The sequence below is a fragment of the Granulicella sp. L46 genome (assembly GCF_009765785.1).
Taxonomy (GTDB): Bacteria; Acidobacteriota; Terriglobia; order Terriglobales; family Acidobacteriaceae; genus Granulicella.
Genome location: NZ_LMUT01000003.1, coordinates 297,570 through 316,180, shown reverse-complemented (window position 1 = coordinate 316,180; position 18,611 = coordinate 297,570). Strand labels below are relative to the sequence as shown.

Here is an 18,611-nt window from a genome sequence, read left to right as displayed (position 1 = left end):
AGAGATATGACGCGTGTTGGAATTACGTTTGCGGCGTTCGTTTTTATGGTTTCGTGCGCGGTGTGCGTGGCGCAGGCACCTGCTGCGGCTCCTGCACCTGCTGGGCCGGTTGGACCTGCGGCTGAAGTGCAGGCTGCGTATAACCGGTTGAAGCCGAATGTTTTGAAGGCGGCGGAGAAGATGCCGGAGGCGGACTATCAGTACAAGCCGACGGCTGATATACGGACGTTTGCGCGGATTGTGAATCACGTGACCGAGGCGCAGTTTCATGTGTGCTCGGCGCTGAATGGGACGACGGTCGATCCGAAGTCGGTGCCGAGTGATACGGCGGATAAGGCAACAGTGCTTGCCGGGCTGAAGGCTTCGTTCGCTGCTTGCGATACGGCTTATGGTGCTCTGACGGATGCGACAATCACGGAGACCCTGACGTTGGGACCGGTGAAGCGTTCTCGCATTGGGTTGGCGTGGGGGAACGTGTCGCATGACAATGAACAGTATGCGGAACTGTCGACGTATCTGCGGCTGAAGGGGCTGGTGCCTCCTACAGCGGAGAAGTAGACGATCGCTTCTATCTGCAACGGATGTCGGTATTGGTGGCGGGGAAGAACGGGCGCGCTACGCGCGAGAAGCAGGTTCCTCGCTGCGCTCGGAATGACAGCCAGAAAAGCAAGAGCAACAGCAACAGCAAGAGCAACAGCGACAGCAACAGCACAGCAAGTGCACGTGCTAGGCGAAGAGTTAGCCGAGGGTGGGCATGGTTGTGTCTACGCCGGAGCGGATGCCGGTGGGCCAGCGGGCGGTGACGGTTTTTAAGCGGGTGTAGAAGCGGACGCCTTCGGGACCGTAGATGGCGTGGTCGCCGAAGAGGGAACGCTTCCATCCGCCGAAGCTGTGGAAGGCCATGGGGACGGGGATGGGGACGTTGATGCCGACCATGCCGGCCTGGACGCGGCGGGCGAAGTCGCGGGCGGTGTCGCCGTCGCGGGTGAAGATGCTGGTGCCGTTGCCGAACTCGTGGTCGTTGATGAGTTGGAGCGCGGTCTCGAAGTTGTTGGCGCGGACTACGCCCAGGACGGGTCCGAAGATTTCTTCCTTGTAGATGCGCATGGTGGGCTTGACGTGGTCGAAGAGGGTCGCGCCTAAGAAAAAGCCGTTCTCAGTTCTCAGTTGTTCGTTGTCAGTTATCTTGCGGCCGTCTACTACTAGCTCTGCGCCTTCTTCTTCGCCTAGAGCTATGTAGCTGGTGACTTTGTCTAGGTGGGCGCGGGTGATGAGGGGGCCGAGGTCTGACTCGCCGTTAGGTGCGTCTGCTGCGCCGTCGCCTATGCGTAGATCGGCGATGCGGGATTCTAGTTTGTTGATGAGGGCGTCGGCGGTGTGGGCGCCTACCGTTACGGCCACGCTGATCGCCATGCAGCGCTCGCCGGCTGAACCGTAGGCGGCACCTACTAGTGCGTCGGCTGCTTGATCTAGGTCGGCGTCGGGCATGACGATCATGTGGTTCTTGGCTCCGCCTAGAGCTTGCACGCGTTTGCCGGTGGCGGTGGCGGTGCGGTAGACATATTCGGCGATGGGCGTGGAGCCTACGAAGCTTACGGCCTGGATGGTGGGGTGGTTGAGGATGGCGTCGACTGCGACCTTGTCGCCGTGGACTACGTTGAAGACGCCGTCGGGGAGGCCGGCTTCCTTGAGCATTTCGGCGAGGAGGTTGGAGGAGCTGGGGTCGCGCTCTGAGGGTTTGAGGACGAAGGTGTTGCCGCAGGCGAGGGCGATGGGGAACATCCACATCGGGACCATGGCGGGGAAGTTAAAGGGGGTGATGCCGGCTACTACGCCGAGGGGTTGGCGCATGGAATAGCTGTCGACGCCAGCACCTACTTGTTCGGTGAGCTCGCCTTTGAGGAGGTGAGGGATGCCGGTGGCGAACTCGATGTTTTCGAGACCCCGGGTGGCTTCGCCGCGGGCGTCGGAGAAGACTTTGCCGTGCTCGCGGTTGATGAGGGCGGCGACTTCGTCGAGGCGGCGCTCGAAGATTTCGCGGAAGCGGAAGAGGACGCGGGCGCGGCGGAGGGGTGGCTGGGCGGACCAGTCGGGGAAGGCTGCTGCGGCGGCGGCTACAGCGGCGTCGACTTCGGTGGCAGTGGCGAGGGGGACGCGGGATTGGATGCGGCCTGTGGCTGGGTGGTAGACGTCGGCGAAACGGTTTGAGGTGCTGGGCGTGGGGACGCCGTTGATCCAGTGGTTGAGCTCGGTGATGGCGGGGGTGGTGGAGGTGGGAGGCGTTGCGATTGCGGACATGGGTCGCTCCTTCGAGGAGGAAAGAATCATGTTAACAAATTGGAGGACAGACTGTTGCTTCTGAAGGGAAGGCGGATTTTCAATACGCGCCGGGTCGATTGTCATGAGGAGAAAAGGAGGGCGGCTAGCCTTCTGGCTCGATGGCATCGATATAATTCTGGGTTCAGTATCCAAAGGAGAAGTTAATGGCGCAAGACAATGCCACGATCGTCCGCAGCTTTGTGGACGAAGTGATCACACGGGGAAACATCGAGGCGGCGGCAGAATATGTCTGGGAAGATGTGGTTGAACAGGTTCCACTGCCTGGGCAGGGTCCCGGACTTGACGGTCTGAAAGACATCATCCGCGCCATGCGCGCAGGTTTTCCGGATATCGTTTTTTCCATTCAGGAGCAAATTACGGAGAATGACAAAGTCGCCAGTCGTTTCGAATGGACCGGCACTCACGACGGTACATTTCTCGGCATTCCCGCAACCGGGCGGCGTGTGCGCGTCTGGGGAATTGTATTTGACCGTCTGGAGGATGGCCGCATCAAGGACACTCGTATCCTCATGGATGGTCTAGGCCTGATGGCGCAACTCGGTGTCCTGCCTCCTCCACCGCCTCCGGCGTAATCCTCTGAAACGCTCATTGCAACGGCGATCGATTCGCAAGCGCAGGCTTCTGATTACGGTTGCAATGCCGACTTCCGAGGGCTTATGTGATCGGGCGAGGGTGGTGGAGAACGTCGGACGCTCATCGTCTATTGTGGAGGTAGCCGACATGATGCCTTCGTTCGCGCTGCTCAGTGCTTTGGTGACACTCGGGGCGCTGTTCAGCTTTCTCAGTTATCGAGTACTTCGGTTGCCAAGCAGCGTCGGTACGATGTTGCTGTCGTTGGCGGCGGCGTGCGTGCTGATCGTGGGTGGGCATGCTGTTCCCGAATTTCGGGCGAGCGCTCAGTTGGTCGTGGCTGGAATTGATTTCAACCAGGTTGTGCTGCACGGTATGCTGGCGTTCCTGCTGTTCGCCGGAGCTCTGCAACTTGACCTCAAGGAGCTTGGACGCGAGCGCGTTTCTGTGCTCAGCCTGTCGATTTTCGCGACCGCTCTTTCTACAGTGATTGTCGGATTTCTGTTCAGGACCTGTCTGCACCTGGTTGGCATTCCAATCAGCACGATGGAAGCGTTGCTCTTTGGAGCATTGATTTCGCCTACGGACCCTATTGCCGTGTTGGACATGCTGCAGCGTGTTGGTGCGCCGGCAGAACTCAAAGTTCAGCTTGCGGGCGAATCGTTGTTTAACGATGGGGTCGGTGCTGTGATCTTCGTGGCACTTCTAGGTGCATCTACGAAGGGGTCAGCCCATGGAGGCTTGCCATCTCCAGCTGCCTTCGGCGGTTTATTGCTTGTGGAGGCGGGTGGTGGCATCGCGATGGGAATGGTGCTCGGCTATCTTACGTATCGTCTGATTCGGATGGTCGACAGCTATCGGGTCGAGGTGATGCTGACGCTTGCGTTGGCGATGGGCGGCTATACGCTCGCGGATATGCTTCGTCTTTCGGCTCCGCTGGAGGCGGTGGCGGCCGGGCTTATGGTCAGCGGGACTGCGCGGCGGTTCGCTATGTCGCCCACAACGCGAGACCACCTGGAAAACTTCTGGGAACTGATCGACGACATCATGAATGTCGTTCTCTTTCTTCTGCTTGGGCTCGAGCTGCTTGTACTTCCGCTTAGCTACTCGTTGTTGACGGCGGGATTGATCGCGATTCCGATTGTGCTGCTTGCGCGGTACGCCAGCGTGATGGCAGTGGTGCGGACGCTCGCAGTTTGCCGCCAGAGAGTTACGGGGAACGTGGCGGTGTTGACGTGGGGAGGGTTGCGCGGTGCGTTGGCGGTTGCGCTTGCGCTATCGCTGCCAACGGAGCCGGCAGGTGCGCGCAATCTGCTGCTGGCAGCGACGTACATCACGGTTGTCTTCTCGGTGGTGGTGCAAGGGTTGACGATCGCGCCGCTGCTACGCCGCATGGAGGGCCGGTTGGGCGACATCCCCTGCTAGGTATCACGCGCTTACGGGTTGAGGTTAGAGGGCGGCGAATTGTTTGGGGTGAAGTTGCTGGTGGGTGGTTAGGAAGGCCTTCCAGGGGTCGGCGCGGAGGCGGGTGTGGTGGGCGGCTACGTCGTACACGGAGAGGACGGGGTGGACGTCGCGGGTTAGGGCTGTCCAGGGTAGCGGGAGCGAGATGGTGGCGCCGGCGCGGGCGCGGGGGGAGTAGGGGGCGACTGCCGTTGCGCCGCGCTGGTTGCGGAGATAGTCGAGGAAGATGCGGCCTACGCGCGAGGACTTGGTCATCTTGGTGAGATAGAGGTCGGGGTTTTGGCGCTCCATGGAGAGGACGAAGTTGTGGGAAGCGGTCTTGAGCTCGGTCCAGGTGAGGGTGGGCTGGATGGGCGCGACGATGTGCAGGCCTTTGCCGCCGGTGAGCTTGAGGAAGCTTTCGATGCCGAGATTCTTGAGGCGCTGGCGGACTTCGGCGGCCGCGGCGGCGACGGTGAGCCAGGGGAGTTCGGCGTCGGGATCGAGATCGAAGATGAGGCGGTCGGGGTGCTCGAGGTCGTCGTTGGTGGAACCCCAGGGGTGGATCTCGAGGACGTTCATCTGGGCGAGGGAGACGAGGGCTTCGGCGGTATCGAGCGTGATGTAAGGCTCGGGGGCGGAGGAGGTTTTGTCCTGGATGTCGATGGTCTTGATGCCGGGCGGGAGGTAGTTGTTGACGTGCTTCTGGAAGAAGCAGGGCTTGCCGGATCCTTGGGGGCAGCGAACGAGCGAGAGGGGGCGGTTGGCGATGTAGGGAAGCATGCGTTCGGCGGCGATGGCGTAGTAGTCGGCGAGCAGCTGCTTGGTGAGGCCGGAGGTGGGGTCTAGGATTTTGTCGGGGTGAGTGAGTGCTGGTCCTTCGCGGACTGCGAGAGTTGGCCTGGGGGGCGTGGACTTTTTTGGGGTGGTTTTAGCGGGGATGGATTTTGCGGTGACGGATTTGGTGGGGGTCTGCTTTGCGGGTGCGGACTTGGGGGGCATGGGGTTTGGGGTCTTCGATCTGGGAGACTTGGTTGGGGTCAGGGCGAAGTGCTGCAGGGTTTTGGGGCGATGCGCTGCTTGGGTGCGGGGCTTGTTGGGTTTGGTGGCGGCGTGGGCGGCCTTGCTCTGCTTTGCGTTGGAGCGCTTGGGTTTGGGAGCGACGGTGGCGGATTCGCGCACGACTTCGGTGGCGGACTTGTCTTCGCGGAGGCCGAGGAAGGCGGCCTGGCGGACGAGGTTATCGGAGGTCCAGGTGGCGAAGCGGACCTGAGCGACGAGGGTGGGGCGAACCCAGAAGACGTCGCGGGTGGCATCGTGGGGGATGCGCTGGAAGGCAGACTCGGGGACGCGGAGTTTGACGAGCTGGGTGAGGAGATCGCGGCGCGCTTTCTGGGTGAAGCCGGTGCCGGTTCGGCCGGCGTAGATGAGGTGGCGAGGCGTTTTGGGGCCGCGCTTTACAGGAGGGTAGTAGCCGAGGAGGAGGGCTCCGACACGGTCGGGGCCTTCGCTGGAGAGAGTGAAGCCGGCGATGACGAGCTCCTGCTCGTGGAGACATTTGGACTTGAGCCAGTCGGAAGAGCGGGTGCTGCGATAGGGTGCGTCGGCGCGCTTGGAGATGATGCCTTCGGCGTGCAGGGCGCAGGCTTTGCGGAAGACGGTTTCACCGTTGCCGGGGATGTCTTCGGAGAAGCGGATGGTTTCGTCGTCGGGTGGGAGGAGGGGGGCGAGGAGCTGTTTGCGCTCGCGAAGGGATAAGTCGCGGGTATCGTGGCCGTCGATGTGGAGGAGGTCGAAGACGAAGTAGGTGAGGGGATGAGTTTCGGCGTTCTGGAAGGAAGCTTGCAGAAGCGCGAAGCTGGAGTTGCCGTCGGTGGAGAGGACGACGACTTCGCCGTCGAGGGTGCATTCGCGGACGGGGAGATTGGCGACGCCCTTCGCGATGTCGGGCATGCGGTGGGTCCAGTCGATGCCCTTGCGGGTGAGGAGTTGGACCTGGTTGCCGGACTTGCGGGCTTGGATGCGGTAGCCGTCGAGTTTGAGCTCGTGGATCCAGTCGTCGGTGTCGGGGGTGGACTCGGCTTCAAAGGCTAGCTGCGGGGAGATGAAGTCGGGCTGACGCTCGCGGGGGAGATCGCGGAGATCGATGGATGGAGTGGGTGGGGGCGAGGGCTTTTTGGCGGACGCGGATGCGGATTTTTTGGTGGCGGACTTGGCGACGGACTTGGGGGCGGCGGCCGATTGGAGAGGATCGCTGCGGTTGGAGTTCCAGACGTGATCCTGGGCGTGCGCAATTTGATCTATAGATCGGCCGGTTACTGAGGAGTTGGGGCGCTCGTCGGTGATGGCCGGGTCGCCGGGTCCGCGCTCGTACTTGTCGTGCTCCTTGATGAGGAGCCACTGGGGCTTGTCTTTGGGGCCGTGTGCCGCGTGGTTCATGCGGATGAGAGCCCACTTGCCCTTCATCTTGGAGCCGTTCATTTCGAATTTGAGATGGCCGCCGCGGAGGCAGGCGTCGACGTTTTCGCTGCCGAGCTGCGGCCACCAGCTGCCCTGATCCCAGATCATGACGGTGCCGCCGCCGTACTGGCCCTGGGGGATGATGCCTTCGAAACCACCATACTCGAGGGGATGGTCTTCAACTTCGATGGCGAGGCGGCGCTCCTGTGGGTTATAGCTGGGACCCTTGGCGATGGCCCAGCTTTTCAGGACGCCGCCCCAACTGAGGCGGAAGTCGTAATGGAGGTGAGAGGCAGCGTGTTTCTGGATGACGAAAGGAAGGCCGCGCGAGGTGGAGGGCTTGCGCATGGCGAAGGTGTTGGTGTTGGCTCCGGCTCCGGAGGGTTCTTCGGTGGTGCTGAAGTCGCGCATGGAGCGGTAACGTTCTAGCTGCGCATCGACGGCCGAGGAGGCCGCGGTGGAGTGCGGGTCCCGCTTGCGCACTGTGCTCTTGGCGGCGGACTTGGAGGCGGATTTCTTGGTGGCCATGATGGAGTCCTATGCGGTCTTTCGCTTTGGAGATGTCCGGGTTGGCTTGGCTTCGCGGTGCGGGGTGGATTTGGTCGCAGACTTGATGAGGGTGGGTCCTTTGCGGGAGGCGGACTTGGAGGCGGCGGCATCGGTGCGCTTTGTCGCTGAGGTTTTTGTGTCTGAGGTCTTTGTATCATTGACCGACTTGCGGAGGGCGTCCATGAGGTGGATGACCTTGCCGTGGGAGCGGGGTGCGGGCTCTTCGCGGGGGATGGGAGCGTGCTTGAGTTTGGCGTCGACGAGTTCTTTGACGGCGGCTTCGTAGCCGTCGGTGAACTTCGTGGGATCGAAGGCTGCGGTCTTGCGCTGGATGAGTTCCTTGGCAAGGGCGAGCGAGTCGGCGTTGATGGTGTGAGGCTTGATGGATTCGAAATAGACAGCAGGGTCGCGGAGTTCCGCTGCATAGCGAAGAGTGTAGGCCATGAGGCCGAGGTGTGCGGTGGCGTCGGATTTCGGGGATTTTGATTTTGTGGACTTGGTGGATTTGGTGGATTTTTCAGATAGGTGCGCGGGTGCGGGGGCGATAGCGATGACGTGCTCTCGGCCTCCGAAGGCGATGCGCGAGAGGGCAATCTTGTTGGTGTCGATAAGCGCCTGACGGATGGTGAGAAAGGCTTCGGCCTGGGTGTCGTCTTCGGGGACGACGAAGTAGGGCTTCTCGAAGAAGGCGGGGTCGATGGAGTCGATGTCGACGAACTGGGCGACGTCCATGGTGCGCTTGGAGGGGACGCGGAGGTGGGCTAGCTCGTCGGGCTCGATGGTGACGTAGCGGCCATGGGAGTACTCGTAGCCCTTGACGATGTCGGATTTGTGGACGGGGTCGGCGGCTTCGTCGGGGTTGCGTTCGATGGCGCTGGAGGCAACATTCTGGTGGCGGACGCGCTCGCCGGTGCGGCGGTCGATCTGATGGAAGTGGATGTCGCTGGCGGCTTCGGTGGCGACGAAGAGTTTTACGCCGAAGGAGACTAGCGAGATCTGGATTTTACCGCTCCAGTAGGGACGGGCCATGGGGAAGCCTCACGCGGGCATGGTTTGCCATGAAGGTGAGAGTGTACCTGATTGTGATTGGGATGTACGAGATGCGGTAATCGGAGAGGTGAAGACCGGGCCGGCTGCGGTTCCGGGAGCCTGCACCCTAACGACAATTTAATGGATTACGTACAGCACCTTTATGCCGCGATGAATAGCTTTGAGGATGGAAGCGTTGGCCTGACCATTTCTTCGCTGGTGGGGGCCAAGGCTACCGGAGGCAACGCAATGGTTGTAAGCAACTTTACAAGACGGCAGACACAGAATTCGGAGGAAGGTTCGGGAGTTGGGGCGGGAGGAAAGCAGCGCGACAGATCGGGGCCGCCTCGTTACCTATTCTATTTCCGAGGCAAGCGGCATCCTTTGCAGACCGCCGGATCACGGTCCAAGAATGACGGTGTTCTGGAATTCTGGTTTGGGGCTGGGATTGTTCTGGCGCTTGTCGCGATTGTGGTGCTGGTGTGTCTGCACAGCTTAGCGGTCGTCCTATGATCTTTAGCGCCGCGTGCGTCTAGCCTGTTCGCTGGTGAGATCGCGCGCGGGGAAAGTGGGAGATGGATATGGTTGCGAACAGGGAATCAATGGCTGGTGGCGGCGGATCGAAGGTCTACGGGCTTGATGACGTGCTGATGGATTCGCATCGATACTCTGAGCAATTGCGGGAGAGAGATCGCATGGATCAGAGGCGAGGGTGGCTTTGGTTTTCGCTGCTGGTGTTTACGGTGGGGTCCATCGTGGCGTTCTGGGCGTGGATCGCGCAGTGAGCTACGGTAGCTGCTTCAGGGTGTGAGGGCAGTGGACCAGCCGGGCGCAAAGTGGGGTGAGCAAACCTCGGGGCTAAAGCCCCAACTTCGTGTAAGCCTTTGAGACCCGAGCCTAAAGGCTCGGGGTACCTAGAGTCTTTTCCTCTTTGAGGATGGTGGTGTAGGCGGGGAGGGTTAGGAAGGACTCGAAGGCAGGAGCGTCGATTAGGTTGCGGATGAGGGTGGCGGCTTGGTTGTAGGCTGTAACGCGGGCCGGGGGTGCGTTCTCGATGTTGCGCGCTACTTCGGCGTCGAGTAGTTGGTTGCAGAGCTCGGCGGTTACGCGCTGGCCGGCGTGTTCGGGGTCCTGGAGGATGGCGTGGTGGTGGACCCATTGCCAGAGTTGGGCGCGGGAGATTTCGGCGGTGGCGGCGTCTTCCATGAGGTTGAAGAGAGGGACGCAGCCGATGCCGCGCATCCAGGCTTCGAGGTAGCCGAGGCCTACGGCGATGTTGTGCTTGAGGCCGTTGTAGGTGATGTTGCCGGTGGGGACGGCGAGCAGCTCGGCGGGGGTGGCGGTGAAGTCGGGCAGTTGCTTCGCGATCTGGTTGGGCTGCGGCATGATGCGGTCGAAGACTTCTTTGGCAACGGGGACCAGGCCGGGGTGCGCGACCCAGGTGCCGTCGTGTCCGTCGGTGGCTTCGCGTTCCTTGTCGGCGCGGACTTGCGCGATGGCTGCGTCGTTGGCGATGGGGTCGGACTTGATGGGGATGAAGGCGCTCATGCCGCCGATGGCTGGGGCGTTGCGACGGTGGCAGGTCTTGATGGTGAGGCGGGAGTAGGCACGCATGAAGGGCGACGTCATGGTGATCTGCGAGCGGTCGGGGAAGAGGAGGGTTTCGCTCGCGGAGAATTTTTTGATGAAGGAGAAGATGTAATCCCAGCGGCCGCAGTTGAGGCCGGCTGAATGGTCGCGGAGCTCGTAGAGGATCTCGTCCATCTCGAAGGTGGCCAGGATGGTTTCGATGAGGACTGTCGCGCGTATGGAGCCTTGCTTGATGTTGAGGAGTTGCTGGGCGCGGACGAAGACGTCGTTCCAGAGGCGGGCTTCTAGGTGGGACTCGAGCTTGGGGAGATAGAAGTAGGGGCCGGAGTTGCGGGTGAGGAGCTGGGCGGCGTTGTGGAAGAGGTAGAGGCCGAAGTCGAAGAGGCTGCCGGACATGGGTTCGCCGTCGATGAGGAGGTGGCGCTCTTCGAGATGCCAGCCCCGGGCGCGGACAAAGAGGACGGCGGGGTTTTCTATGAGGGAATAGTGCTTCAGCGTGGTGGGATCGGTGTAGGTGATGGTGCGGCGAACTGCGTCGCGGAGGTTGAGTTGGCCGTCGAGGAGATTTTCCCAGGTGGGGGTGGTGGAATCTTCGAAGTCGGCCATGAAGACGCGGGCGCCGGAGTTGAGGGCGTTGATGATCATCTTGCGGTCGACGGGGCCGGTGATTTCTACACGGCGGTCCCGGAGGTCGGCTGGGAGGGGAGCGATTGTCCAGTTTTCTTGCCGGATTGAGAGTGTTTCGGGGAGGAAGTTTGGGAGGGTGCCGGCGTCGAGGGCGGCCTGGCGGGTGATGCGGGCGGCTAGCAGTTGCTTGCGGCGGGGGTTGAACTCACGGTGGAGGGTGACGAGGAAGTCGATGGCTTCGGGGGTAAGGATAGGGACGTGGCGGTCGGCGATGGTTGTGTGGAACTGGATGGAGGTCGCGGGGGTCAGAGCGGGCATGGGCGATCCTTTCGGCGTGTGGTTAAGTGTACGGCGCGCGGGAGAAGGGGGCGTTGGATTTGGAGGTGGGATGAATCGTGCTAGCGGTTGGGGTTGCTAGCTTTTAGCTTCTAGCAAGGGCAAGAACGGGAGACAGCAGGTTCCTCGCTGCGCTCGGAATGACAGCCAGAAATGCAAATGCAAGTACAGGTGCAAAGGCAAATGCAAGTGCAAAGGCAAATGCAAGTGCAAAGGCAAGTGCAAGTGCAAGTGCAAATGCAAATGCAAATGCAAATGCAAATGCAAATGCAAGTGCAAGTGCAAAGGCAAGTGCAACTGCAAAGGCAAGTGCAACAGCAACAGCCAATACAGGGATCCTTCGCTTCGCTCAGGATGACGGCGAAAACAAACAATAGCAAAGGCAACAACGGCAACGGTCCCAGCGACGGCAAACGGACGGGTGGGTGCTATTCGCCTAGCATGATGCGCTGGATGTGGTGGGCTCGGCCGGTGGCACCGTCGCAGGAGATCAGGGTGGCGCACATTTTTGGGTTGCCTTTGGCGGCTTCGAATTTGCCGGGCATGCCTGTGAGGAAACGCTTGAGGACTAGCTCGGTTTCTACGCCGATGATGGAGTCGAAGGGGCCGGACATGCCGACGTCGGTTTGATAGGCGGTGCCGTGGTGGAGGAGGCGCTCGTCGGCGGTGGGGACGTGGGTGTGGGTGCCGAGGACGGCGGTGACGCGGCCGTCGAGATACCAACCGAGGGCGGCTTTTTCGCTGGTGGCTTCGGCGTGGAAGTCGAGCAGGATGACCTTCGCGTTGGTGTTGCGTTCGATCATGGTGAGGAGCTCGTCGGCTTTGCGGAAGGGGTCGTCGGAGCTGGCCATGAAGACGCGGCCTTGCATATTCATGACGGCGTACTTGGTGCCGTTGCCTAGCTCGCCTTCGTAGAGGCCGAAGCCGGGCGTGCCATGGGCGAAGTTGGCGGGGCGGAGGACGCGGCGGCCGCGGACGTGGGAGTTGGCAGGGACGGTCATGTATTCGACGATCTCTTTTTTGTCCCAGATGTGGTTGCCGGTGGTGATGACGTGGGCGCCTAGGTCGAAGAGTTCTTCGGCGATGGAGGGGGTGATGCCGAAGCCGCCGGCGGAGTTTTCGCCGTTGATGATGAGGAGGTCGACGGCGTGGGTTTCGAGGACGTGGGGGAGGTGCTCGCGTACGATGTGGCGGCCGGGCGATCCGAAGACGTCGCCGACGAAGAGAATGTTCACTTATGGATTTTAGCGCGTACGGGCGGGGAAAAGCCTTGACGCAAAGGGCGCGAAAGAAAGCGCAAAGTTTCGCGAAGGGAAACTGTGGGAAAGATGCGGAGGAAGGACTTAGACTGTGGGGATGATTGATCTGGTTTGGAACTTTCCTTTGTTTGCGGAGCAGGGGGCGGAGTGGCAGGGATATCTGCGACGAGCGGTGGATGAGTTGGCGGTGGACGACGCACGGTTGATGCGACCTTCGTTTCGCGGCGGCGATGCGGAGTTACGCGTGCGTGCGGCGAAGTGGCTGGGCGTTGAGCCGGAGCGCGCGTGGATTGTGTGCGGCGGACATCATGGGACGCTGGTGTCTCTGCTTGTTGCGGGCCTGGGGGGAAAGGCCGTCGCGGTGGAGGAGATCACGTATACCGCGATGCTGGAGCAGGGGCAGATGCTCGGGATCAAGGTGGTGAGTTGTGCCTTTGATGGCGAGGGAATGAAGCCTGAGGCGCTGCGCGAGGCGTGTGAGCGGGAGGAGGTCTCGGGTGTGTTTTTGATGCCGACAGTGCATAATCCGCTGGGGATTGTGGCGGGGCTGGAACGGCGTAAAGCGATCGTGGAGATTGCGAGAGAGTTTGATCTGATCCTCATCGAGGATGATGCTTATGGGTTTATGGAGCCGGATGCGGCGGCGAACTATGCCATGCTGGCGCCGGAGCGGACGTTCTATGTACGCGGGCTGAGCAAGAGCTATGCGCCGGCGACGAGGACGGGGTTTGTGGTGTGCCCGGAGCGATTTGTGGGTGGGATGGAGAACGTGATCAGGAATACGACGACTGGGACTTCGCTGGCGCACAACACGGCGGCGGTAGAACTGATTGAGGACGGAACGCTGGAGCGTGTGATCGCGGCGAAGCTGGTGGAGGGCGCGTGGCGGAATGCTTTGGGACGGGAGATTTTCGGCGGGGCGGTAGGGGTTGGTGCTCGATCCGCGTGGCATCTTTGGGTGTCACTGCCGGAGGGATTGACGGCGGTTGAGGCGCAGCGAGTTTGTTTGGAGCGTGGGGTGATGGTGAGTGGAGCTGCCGGGTTTACTGCGCCGGGGGTGGAGGTGCCTCGGGCATTGCGGATTGGAATGGGGGGTGAGGTGGAGCGGTCGCGGGTGGAAGAGGGTTTGGGGATTGTGGCAGGGGTGATTGGACGTTGAAGTGTGTTTGTGGTGGTGGTGCGGGGTTAGGTGGTGTAGATAGGAGGCATACCGTAGGGCTAAAGCCCGAGTCTCAATTGGCCTGTAAGACCCGAGGCTGAAGCCTGGGGGTACCTGTTCGTGGCGGGGCTGATGCGACCTAGTTGTTGAGGAAGTCGGTTAGGACCTGGAGGTATTTTTCGGGTTCTTCGTAAGAGGGTAGGTGGCCGCTTTGTTCGAAGATTACTAGCTTGGCGTTGGGGATGGCTTTGTACATGCGGTAGGCGGTCAGCGGGGCTACGTTCATGTCGTAGCGGCCGTTGATGACTAGCGTGGAGAAGTTGAATTTTGCTAGGGCTGCGGTGTAGTCGACGTGGGGGTTGGCTTTGGCGATGGCTTCGCTGGTGGCGGGAGAGAAGCCGAGGTCGGGGGCGTTGGCCATGTAGCGGGTCATCTTCTCGGGACTGTAGAAGATCATGCCGAAGTGGTCGCGGAGGCCTTGCTGGGCCTGGGCTTCGGGTGTTGCGGTGGAAGTTTTGGTTGCTGCTGCCTGGGCTTCTAGTTTGTCGGGGAAGACTTGAGGGAAGAGGTGGACGATGCTTTCGTAGGAGGCGAGGCCGTCGGAGATGATGAGTTGGTGGACATGCTCGGGGTGGGCGGCGGCGTAGGCGATGACGAGGAGGCCGCCGTAGGAATCGCCGCAGAGATCGATTTTGGCGAGGTGGAGGTGGTCGCGGACGGCGTCGAGGTCGGCTACCTGGGCTTCCATGGTTTGCGGAGCGGAGGGGTTGGTGAGGGGCGAGGCTCCGGTGCCGCGCTGGTCGTAGAAGATGACCTGGCGGTGTTGGGAGAGGCGCTGCCAGACGTCGTTCTGGACCATGTAGATGTGGGAGAGGCCGGGGCCTCCGTTGACGGCGAAGATGGGGATGGTTGGTTGCGGGGCGCCGTAGATCCAGTAGGCGAGGTCGACGTCAGGGGTGTGGACGTGGCCTGTGGGAGGGATGATGGGCATGGGGGTTTGCGCGGCGATGGGGAGGGTTAGGGCGAGGGTTAGGAGGAGGGTTTTCATGTGGGCTCCGATAGGGATGGTCGTCGGCCCACTCATGACGATGAGGCCATCATGAATGGGGCACCGGTTCTGCGGCTCCGACGGATGTTGTTGGCGACCCGCCTTAGCGACGATAAGGCCGTCGCGAAGATGGGGCACCCGGTGAAGAGAGGTGAGAAAGGTGCTGGCGGCGGTGGTGAGACGAAGACCTTCGGGGTCCTTCGGCTTCGCTGCGCTTCACTCATGATGACAGGGTTGTGGTGTGCTCTTCGTTGTGGTGGCGCTACTCGGCTGATTCGCCGTGGGGGTGGTTGGGGTTGGGTTCGGAGGAGGGCCTTTGGGGGCGCATGAGGGGGAAGATGATTACGTCGCGGATGGTGCGGGAGCCGGTGAGGATCATGGTGAGGCGGTCGATGCCGATGCCTTCGCCTGCGGTGGGGGGGAGGCCGTAGCCGAGGGCGCGGACGTAGTCGTAGTCGACTTCCGCCATGGCTTCGATGTCGCCGCGCTTGCGGTCGTCTAGTTGGGACTGGAAACGGCGGAGCTGGTCGTCGGGGTCGTTGAGCTCAGAGAAAGCGTTGCCGAGTTCGAAGCCGCCGATGTAAAACTCGAAGCGCTCGACCCAGTCGGGTTCGTCGGGTTTGATCTTGGAGAGGGGCGAGACGGCGAGGGGGAAGTCGTAGATGATGGTGGGTTGGATGAGGTGCTCTTCGGCGAGGGCTTCGAAGACGCCGGCGATTAGTTTGCCGAGGGCCGCGCAGGCAAGTTCCTTCGTGCCTGCGGGATCTTCGAGGGCTTGCATATAGATGGGCTCGGCCTGCTTGTATGCGGGCCAGAGGGCGGCCGCTTTGTTGGCTGCTTCTTTTCGCTCTTCGGGAGCTTGCGAAGTGAGCACGTCGTCCTCATCCTGCGTGGGACTGTTGTAGTACATGTAAAGGCTGAAGATGGCCGGCATGGCGAGGCTGAGGTCGGTGAAGATGCCGTCGGTGGGGACGTGCGCTTCTTCTGGCCACCACTTGAGGATGGCTTCGCGCATGGAGAGGCGGGTCCACTTGCTTAGGTCAATCTCGTTGCCATTGAAGTGGGTGATGGTGGTGCCGTTCACTTCCTTCGCGACGTTGATGATGAGGTCTTGCGTGAGGGCCATGAGGTCGTGGTAGTTGGCGTAGGCCTGGTAGAACTCGAGCATGGTGAACTCGGGATTGTGGGTGCGGTCGATGCCCTCGTTGCGGAAGTTGCGATTGATCTCGTAGACGCGATCGAGGCCGCCGACGACGAGGCGCTTGAGGTGCAGCTCGGGTGCGATGCGGAGGGTGAGCTCCATGTCTTCGGCGTTGTGGTGGGTGGTGAAGGTGCGCGCGGTGGCTCCGCCGGCGATGGTGTGGAGCATGGGGGTTTCGACTTCCAGGTACCCGTGGGTGTCGAAGTAGTGGCGAACGGAGCGGAGGATGTGGGCGCGCTTGACGAAGACTTCGCGGACTTCGGGGTTGGTGAAGAGGTCGGCGTAGCGCTGGCGGTAGCGGATCTCGATGTCTTCGAGGCCGTGGTACTTGTCGGGCAAGGCGAGCATGGCCTTGGAGAGGAAGGTAATGGCGGGTTTGGACTCGTGGTGCTCGAGCTTGATGGGTGCGGCGTGGAGGGTGAGCTCGCCGGTGCGGGTGCGCATGAGGTAGCCGCGGACGCCGATGTGGTCGCCGAGGTCGAGGAGCTTGTAGAGGTTGAAGAGATCTTCACCCACGTCGTCTTTGCGTACGTAGATCTGGAGGCGCTGGCCGTGCTGTTGGATCTGCGCGAAGCCGGCCTTGCCCTGGACGCGGATGGCCATGATGCGGCCGGCGACGGCGGCTTCGATGTGCATGCGCTCGAGGTCTTCGGCGGAGAGATTTTCGCCGAGGGCGCGGAGTTCGGGGACAGAGGCGGTGGAGAGGAAGCAGTTGGGGTACTTGGCTTCGTAGTCCGAGAGCGAGGGGTTGGCGGCGCGGGCGAGGGCGGCGATCTGGTCGAGCTTTTCGCGGCGAAGCTGATAGAGGTTTTCTTCGAATTGGCTGTCGTACTGGGGCACGATGCGGCTCGTTTCAGGTTGGATGTCGAGGCTTCAGTATAGAGGGAGAAGAGCAGAGGATAGAGGGTAGAGGGTAGAGTGTAGAGGGTGGTTCGCGAGGTGCAGGAAAGTCACGATGGCGGATGACGGACAGGACGGGAAGAAGGGCGGGTCGCTTGGGGACCTGGTGAAGGCTGAGTCGATGATTCAGCTGGCGCTGGTGCTGCCGGCGGCTTGCTTGATTGGGGGAGTGGGTGGGGCGGCGCTGGATAAGCATTTTCATACTGGGTGGATTGGCGTGACGGGGATTCTGCTGGGGGCAACAGCTGGGTTTGTGCAGATTTATCGGGCGGCGTCGAAGCAGATGAAGAGGGACGAGTAGTGGCGGGGCTGGAAGGATTTACCGACGCGGATGTGCGGGCGACGCTGGTGCGGACGCTGCGGCTGCTGGCCGTCCTGACGCTGGTGGGGATGGCGCTGGTGGGGTGGAAGCTGGGGTGGCGGAGTGCGGTGCTGCTGCTGGTGGGGGCGGCGATTTCGGGGTCAGGATTGTGGGAGTGGATGCGGCTGATGAGTGCGGTGATGGCACGGATGGACGCTGGAGGAGCGGGGCGCCCGATGGGGCTGGTGCTGACGGGTTTCTTCGTGCGGCTGGGTCTGTCGCTGGTGGTGCTCTATGTTAGTCTTAAGTATCTAAACGGTTCCGTAATTGCACTCGCTGTGGGACTCGGATTGGGCATTGCATCGCTCACGTTCGAGGCTATCAAGATGGCCAGAGCATGGACGGTCTAGCAGGAATTTGAACTTGAACCTTGGGTTGCGGGACTGCAGCCGACCGATATTTTTTCTATGCCTCCTCAATTATTTCTTACGAGTTTTTTGAATCACTTCCTGGCTGGCCCCGTCGATCAGCTGCTGGCGCTGTTGCACATCACGCCGCGCTTTCCAGAAGCGCCGATACCGAATTCGGTGGCGATGGAGCTGCTGGTGTTCCTTATCCTGCTGGGGTATTTCATCGCGGTACGGGTGAGCCTGAGCGTTGAGAATCCGGGTCCGGTGCAGCATCTTGCCGAGATGACGGATGAGTTTGTGTCGGGGCAGGCCGAACAGATTATCGGTCACGGATTTGAGCAGTTCACGGGCTACCTGACGGTGATCCTGCTGTTCATCCTTCTGGCGAATTTGATGGGGCTGCTTTCGCCCTGGCTGGAGTCGCCGACAGCGAGCCCGGCGGTGCCGCTGGGATTGGCGCTGATCACGTTTATCTACTATCACTATCACGGTGTACGGGCGAATGGCTTTGCGTATATCAAGCAGTTCCTGGGACCGGTGTGGTGGCTCTATCCGTTGCTTCTTCCGATCGAAATCATCTCGCATTGCGCGCGTATTCTTTCACTGACGGTGCGTCTCTACGCCAATATGTTCGCGGGCGATTTGTTGACGCTGGCGTTCTTCTCGCTGGTGCCGATTGGCGTGCCACTGCTGTTCCTGGGATTGCATTTGGGCGTCGCGGTTATCCAGGCGTATGTGTTTATGTTGCTGGCGGCTATTTATCTTAGCCTTGCGGTGGCACACGAGCATTAGACTTTGACATTCCCATGGGCGGGTGCTCCCTGCCTGTGGTGCGTACTACCGCCGATCCAGCGTGAGGGGGCCAGCACGGTGAGCCTCAACCACCCACTGGCGGCGAGATCAATGGGAGCATGGAGTTGTAATGGTGAATGCACTGCGCATGATGAAGTATGGATTTATGGCGATGGCGGCGATGCTTTTGGCGACGCCGGCGTTTGCACAGGCGGCTGGTGAGACGACCAGCCCATGGACACCGATCGCGGCCGGCATCGGCATGGCACTGGCGGCTGGGCTTTGCGGCCTGGGTCAGGGTCGGGCGACGGCTTCGGCTACCGAGGCGCTGGCACGTAACCCGGGAGCTCGTCCTGGTATCTTTACGTTCCTGATTCTTGGACTCGCGTTTATCGAGTCGCTCGCGCTGTTTACGTTCGTCATTATCTTCCTGTACGTGAAGTAGTACAGGGGATAGAGGATAGAGTGTAGAGAGTAGGGAAAGACGAAACGGCCTCCGCTTTGCGGAGGCCGTTTTGCTTTGGTAGAGAGTGAGAGCTATTGGGGCGGGGTGGTGGGGGATGCGGCTGCGATGGTGGTCGGGGCGGCTCGCTGAGT

General features: G+C 61.2%; 18 protein-coding genes. 10 read left to right on the top strand and 8 right to left on the bottom strand.

Annotated features, from left to right (window positions below; all coding sequences use genetic code 11):
* The first annotated feature begins 6 nt into the window (after window positions 1-6).
* A complete protein-coding gene (locus GSQ80_RS02255; protein WP_158785880.1) occupies window positions 7-558 on the top strand; it encodes a DinB family protein in 552 nt (183 codons plus the stop codon).
* Window positions 559-738: 180 nt separating this feature from the next.
* On the opposite strand, the gene GSQ80_RS02250 is transcribed toward GSQ80_RS02255, so the two are convergent.
* Window positions 739-2,298: a CoA-acylating methylmalonate-semialdehyde dehydrogenase gene (locus GSQ80_RS02250; RefSeq protein ID WP_305794639.1), complete on the bottom strand. Its 1,560-nt coding sequence runs from the start codon at window positions 2,296-2,298 to the stop codon at window positions 739-741.
* A 185-nt stretch (window positions 2,299-2,483) separates the two neighbouring features.
* On the opposite strand from GSQ80_RS02250, the gene GSQ80_RS02245 reads away from it, so the two are divergent.
* Window positions 2,484-2,912, top strand: coding sequence for an ester cyclase (locus tag GSQ80_RS02245; RefSeq protein ID WP_158785879.1), 429 nt, complete (start codon window positions 2,484-2,486; stop codon window positions 2,910-2,912).
* A gap of 64 nt (window positions 2,913-2,976) precedes the next feature.
* Window positions 2,977-4,335: a sodium:proton antiporter gene (locus GSQ80_RS02240; protein ID WP_216850086.1), complete on the top strand. Its 1,359-nt coding sequence runs from the start codon at window positions 2,977-2,979 to the stop codon at window positions 4,333-4,335.
* 24 nt (window positions 4,336-4,359) lie between these two features.
* Here GSQ80_RS02240 and ligD read toward each other — a convergent pair whose 3' ends face one another.
* Both ligD and GSQ80_RS02230 read right to left on the bottom strand, forming a co-directional pair.
* The gene (ligD, locus tag GSQ80_RS02235) at window positions 4,360-7,341 is read right to left on the bottom strand and encodes a non-homologous end-joining DNA ligase (protein WP_158785878.1); all 2,982 of its coding nucleotides are present in this window, start codon (window positions 7,339-7,341) and stop codon (window positions 4,360-4,362) included.
* Window positions 7,342-7,350: 9 nt separating this feature from the next.
* The gene (locus GSQ80_RS02230) at window positions 7,351-8,391 is read right to left on the bottom strand and encodes a Ku protein (protein ID WP_158785877.1); all 1,041 of its coding nucleotides are present in this window, start codon (window positions 8,389-8,391) and stop codon (window positions 7,351-7,353) included.
* A 141-nt stretch (window positions 8,392-8,532) separates the two neighbouring features.
* Here GSQ80_RS02230 and GSQ80_RS02225 point away from each other — a divergent pair, with 141 nt between their 5' ends.
* Both GSQ80_RS02225 and GSQ80_RS02220 read left to right on the top strand, forming a co-directional pair.
* Window positions 8,533-8,904: a hypothetical protein gene (locus GSQ80_RS02225; protein WP_158785876.1), complete on the top strand. Its 372-nt coding sequence runs from the start codon at window positions 8,533-8,535 to the stop codon at window positions 8,902-8,904.
* A gap of 68 nt (window positions 8,905-8,972) precedes the next feature.
* Window positions 8,973-9,176, top strand: a complete 204-nt coding sequence (locus tag GSQ80_RS02220; RefSeq protein ID WP_158785875.1) for a hypothetical protein — start codon at window positions 8,973-8,975, stop codon at window positions 9,174-9,176.
* A gap of 112 nt (window positions 9,177-9,288) precedes the next feature.
* Here GSQ80_RS02220 and aceB read toward each other — a convergent pair whose 3' ends face one another.
* The 3 genes from aceB to GSQ80_RS02205 form a co-directional block, all read right to left on the bottom strand.
* Complete coding sequence (gene aceB, locus GSQ80_RS02215) at window positions 9,289-10,926, bottom strand: malate synthase A (protein WP_158785874.1); 1,638 nt, start codon at window positions 10,924-10,926, stop codon at window positions 9,289-9,291.
* 103 nt (window positions 10,927-11,029) lie between these two features.
* Window positions 11,030-11,272, bottom strand: a complete 243-nt coding sequence (locus GSQ80_RS02210; protein ID WP_158785873.1) for a hypothetical protein — start codon at window positions 11,270-11,272, stop codon at window positions 11,030-11,032.
* Window positions 11,273-11,372: 100 nt separating this feature from the next.
* Window positions 11,373-12,179 carry a TIGR00282 family metallophosphoesterase gene (locus GSQ80_RS02205; protein WP_158785872.1) on the bottom strand — a complete coding sequence of 269 codons (807 nt, stop codon included), beginning with the start codon at window positions 12,177-12,179 and terminating at the stop codon, window positions 11,373-11,375.
* 121 nt (window positions 12,180-12,300) lie between these two features.
* On the opposite strand from GSQ80_RS02205, the gene GSQ80_RS02200 reads away from it, so the two are divergent.
* Window positions 12,301-13,362, top strand: coding sequence for a PLP-dependent aminotransferase family protein (locus GSQ80_RS02200; RefSeq protein WP_158785871.1), 1,062 nt, complete (start codon window positions 12,301-12,303; stop codon window positions 13,360-13,362).
* A gap of 139 nt (window positions 13,363-13,501) precedes the next feature.
* Here the strand turns inward: GSQ80_RS02200 and GSQ80_RS02195 are convergent, their stop codons facing one another.
* The gene (locus GSQ80_RS02195) at window positions 13,502-14,410 is read right to left on the bottom strand and encodes an alpha/beta fold hydrolase (RefSeq protein ID WP_158785870.1); all 909 of its coding nucleotides are present in this window, start codon (window positions 14,408-14,410) and stop codon (window positions 13,502-13,504) included.
* 262 nt (window positions 14,411-14,672) lie between these two features.
* Window positions 14,673-16,451, bottom strand: a complete 1,779-nt coding sequence (locus tag GSQ80_RS02190) for an amino acid--tRNA ligase-related protein (RefSeq protein ID WP_158785869.1) — start codon at window positions 16,449-16,451, stop codon at window positions 14,673-14,675.
* A gap of 115 nt (window positions 16,452-16,566) precedes the next feature.
* On the opposite strand from GSQ80_RS02190, the gene GSQ80_RS02185 reads away from it, so the two are divergent.
* The 4 genes from GSQ80_RS02185 (at window position 16,567) to GSQ80_RS02170 (ending at window position 18,459) form a co-directional block, all read left to right on the top strand.
* Entirely contained in the window at window positions 16,567-16,812 is a 246-nt protein-coding gene (locus tag GSQ80_RS02185) for an AtpZ/AtpI family protein (protein WP_158785868.1), read from the top strand.
* The gene (locus GSQ80_RS02180; protein WP_158785867.1) at window positions 16,812-17,222 is read left to right on the top strand and encodes an ATP synthase subunit I; all 411 of its coding nucleotides are present in this window, start codon (window positions 16,812-16,814) and stop codon (window positions 17,220-17,222) included. The genes GSQ80_RS02185 and GSQ80_RS02180 overlap by 1 nt, the downstream gene beginning before the upstream one ends.
* Window positions 17,223-17,279: 57 nt before the next feature.
* A complete protein-coding gene (gene atpB, locus GSQ80_RS02175; RefSeq protein WP_158785866.1) occupies window positions 17,280-18,014 on the top strand; it encodes a F0F1 ATP synthase subunit A in 735 nt (244 codons plus the stop codon).
* Between the two features lie 130 nt (window positions 18,015-18,144).
* Window positions 18,145-18,459 (top strand): ATP synthase F0 subunit C, encoded by a 315-nt coding sequence (locus tag GSQ80_RS02170; RefSeq protein ID WP_158785865.1) that lies wholly within the window; start codon window positions 18,145-18,147, stop codon window positions 18,457-18,459.
* Window positions 18,460-18,611: the final 152 nt, after the last annotated feature.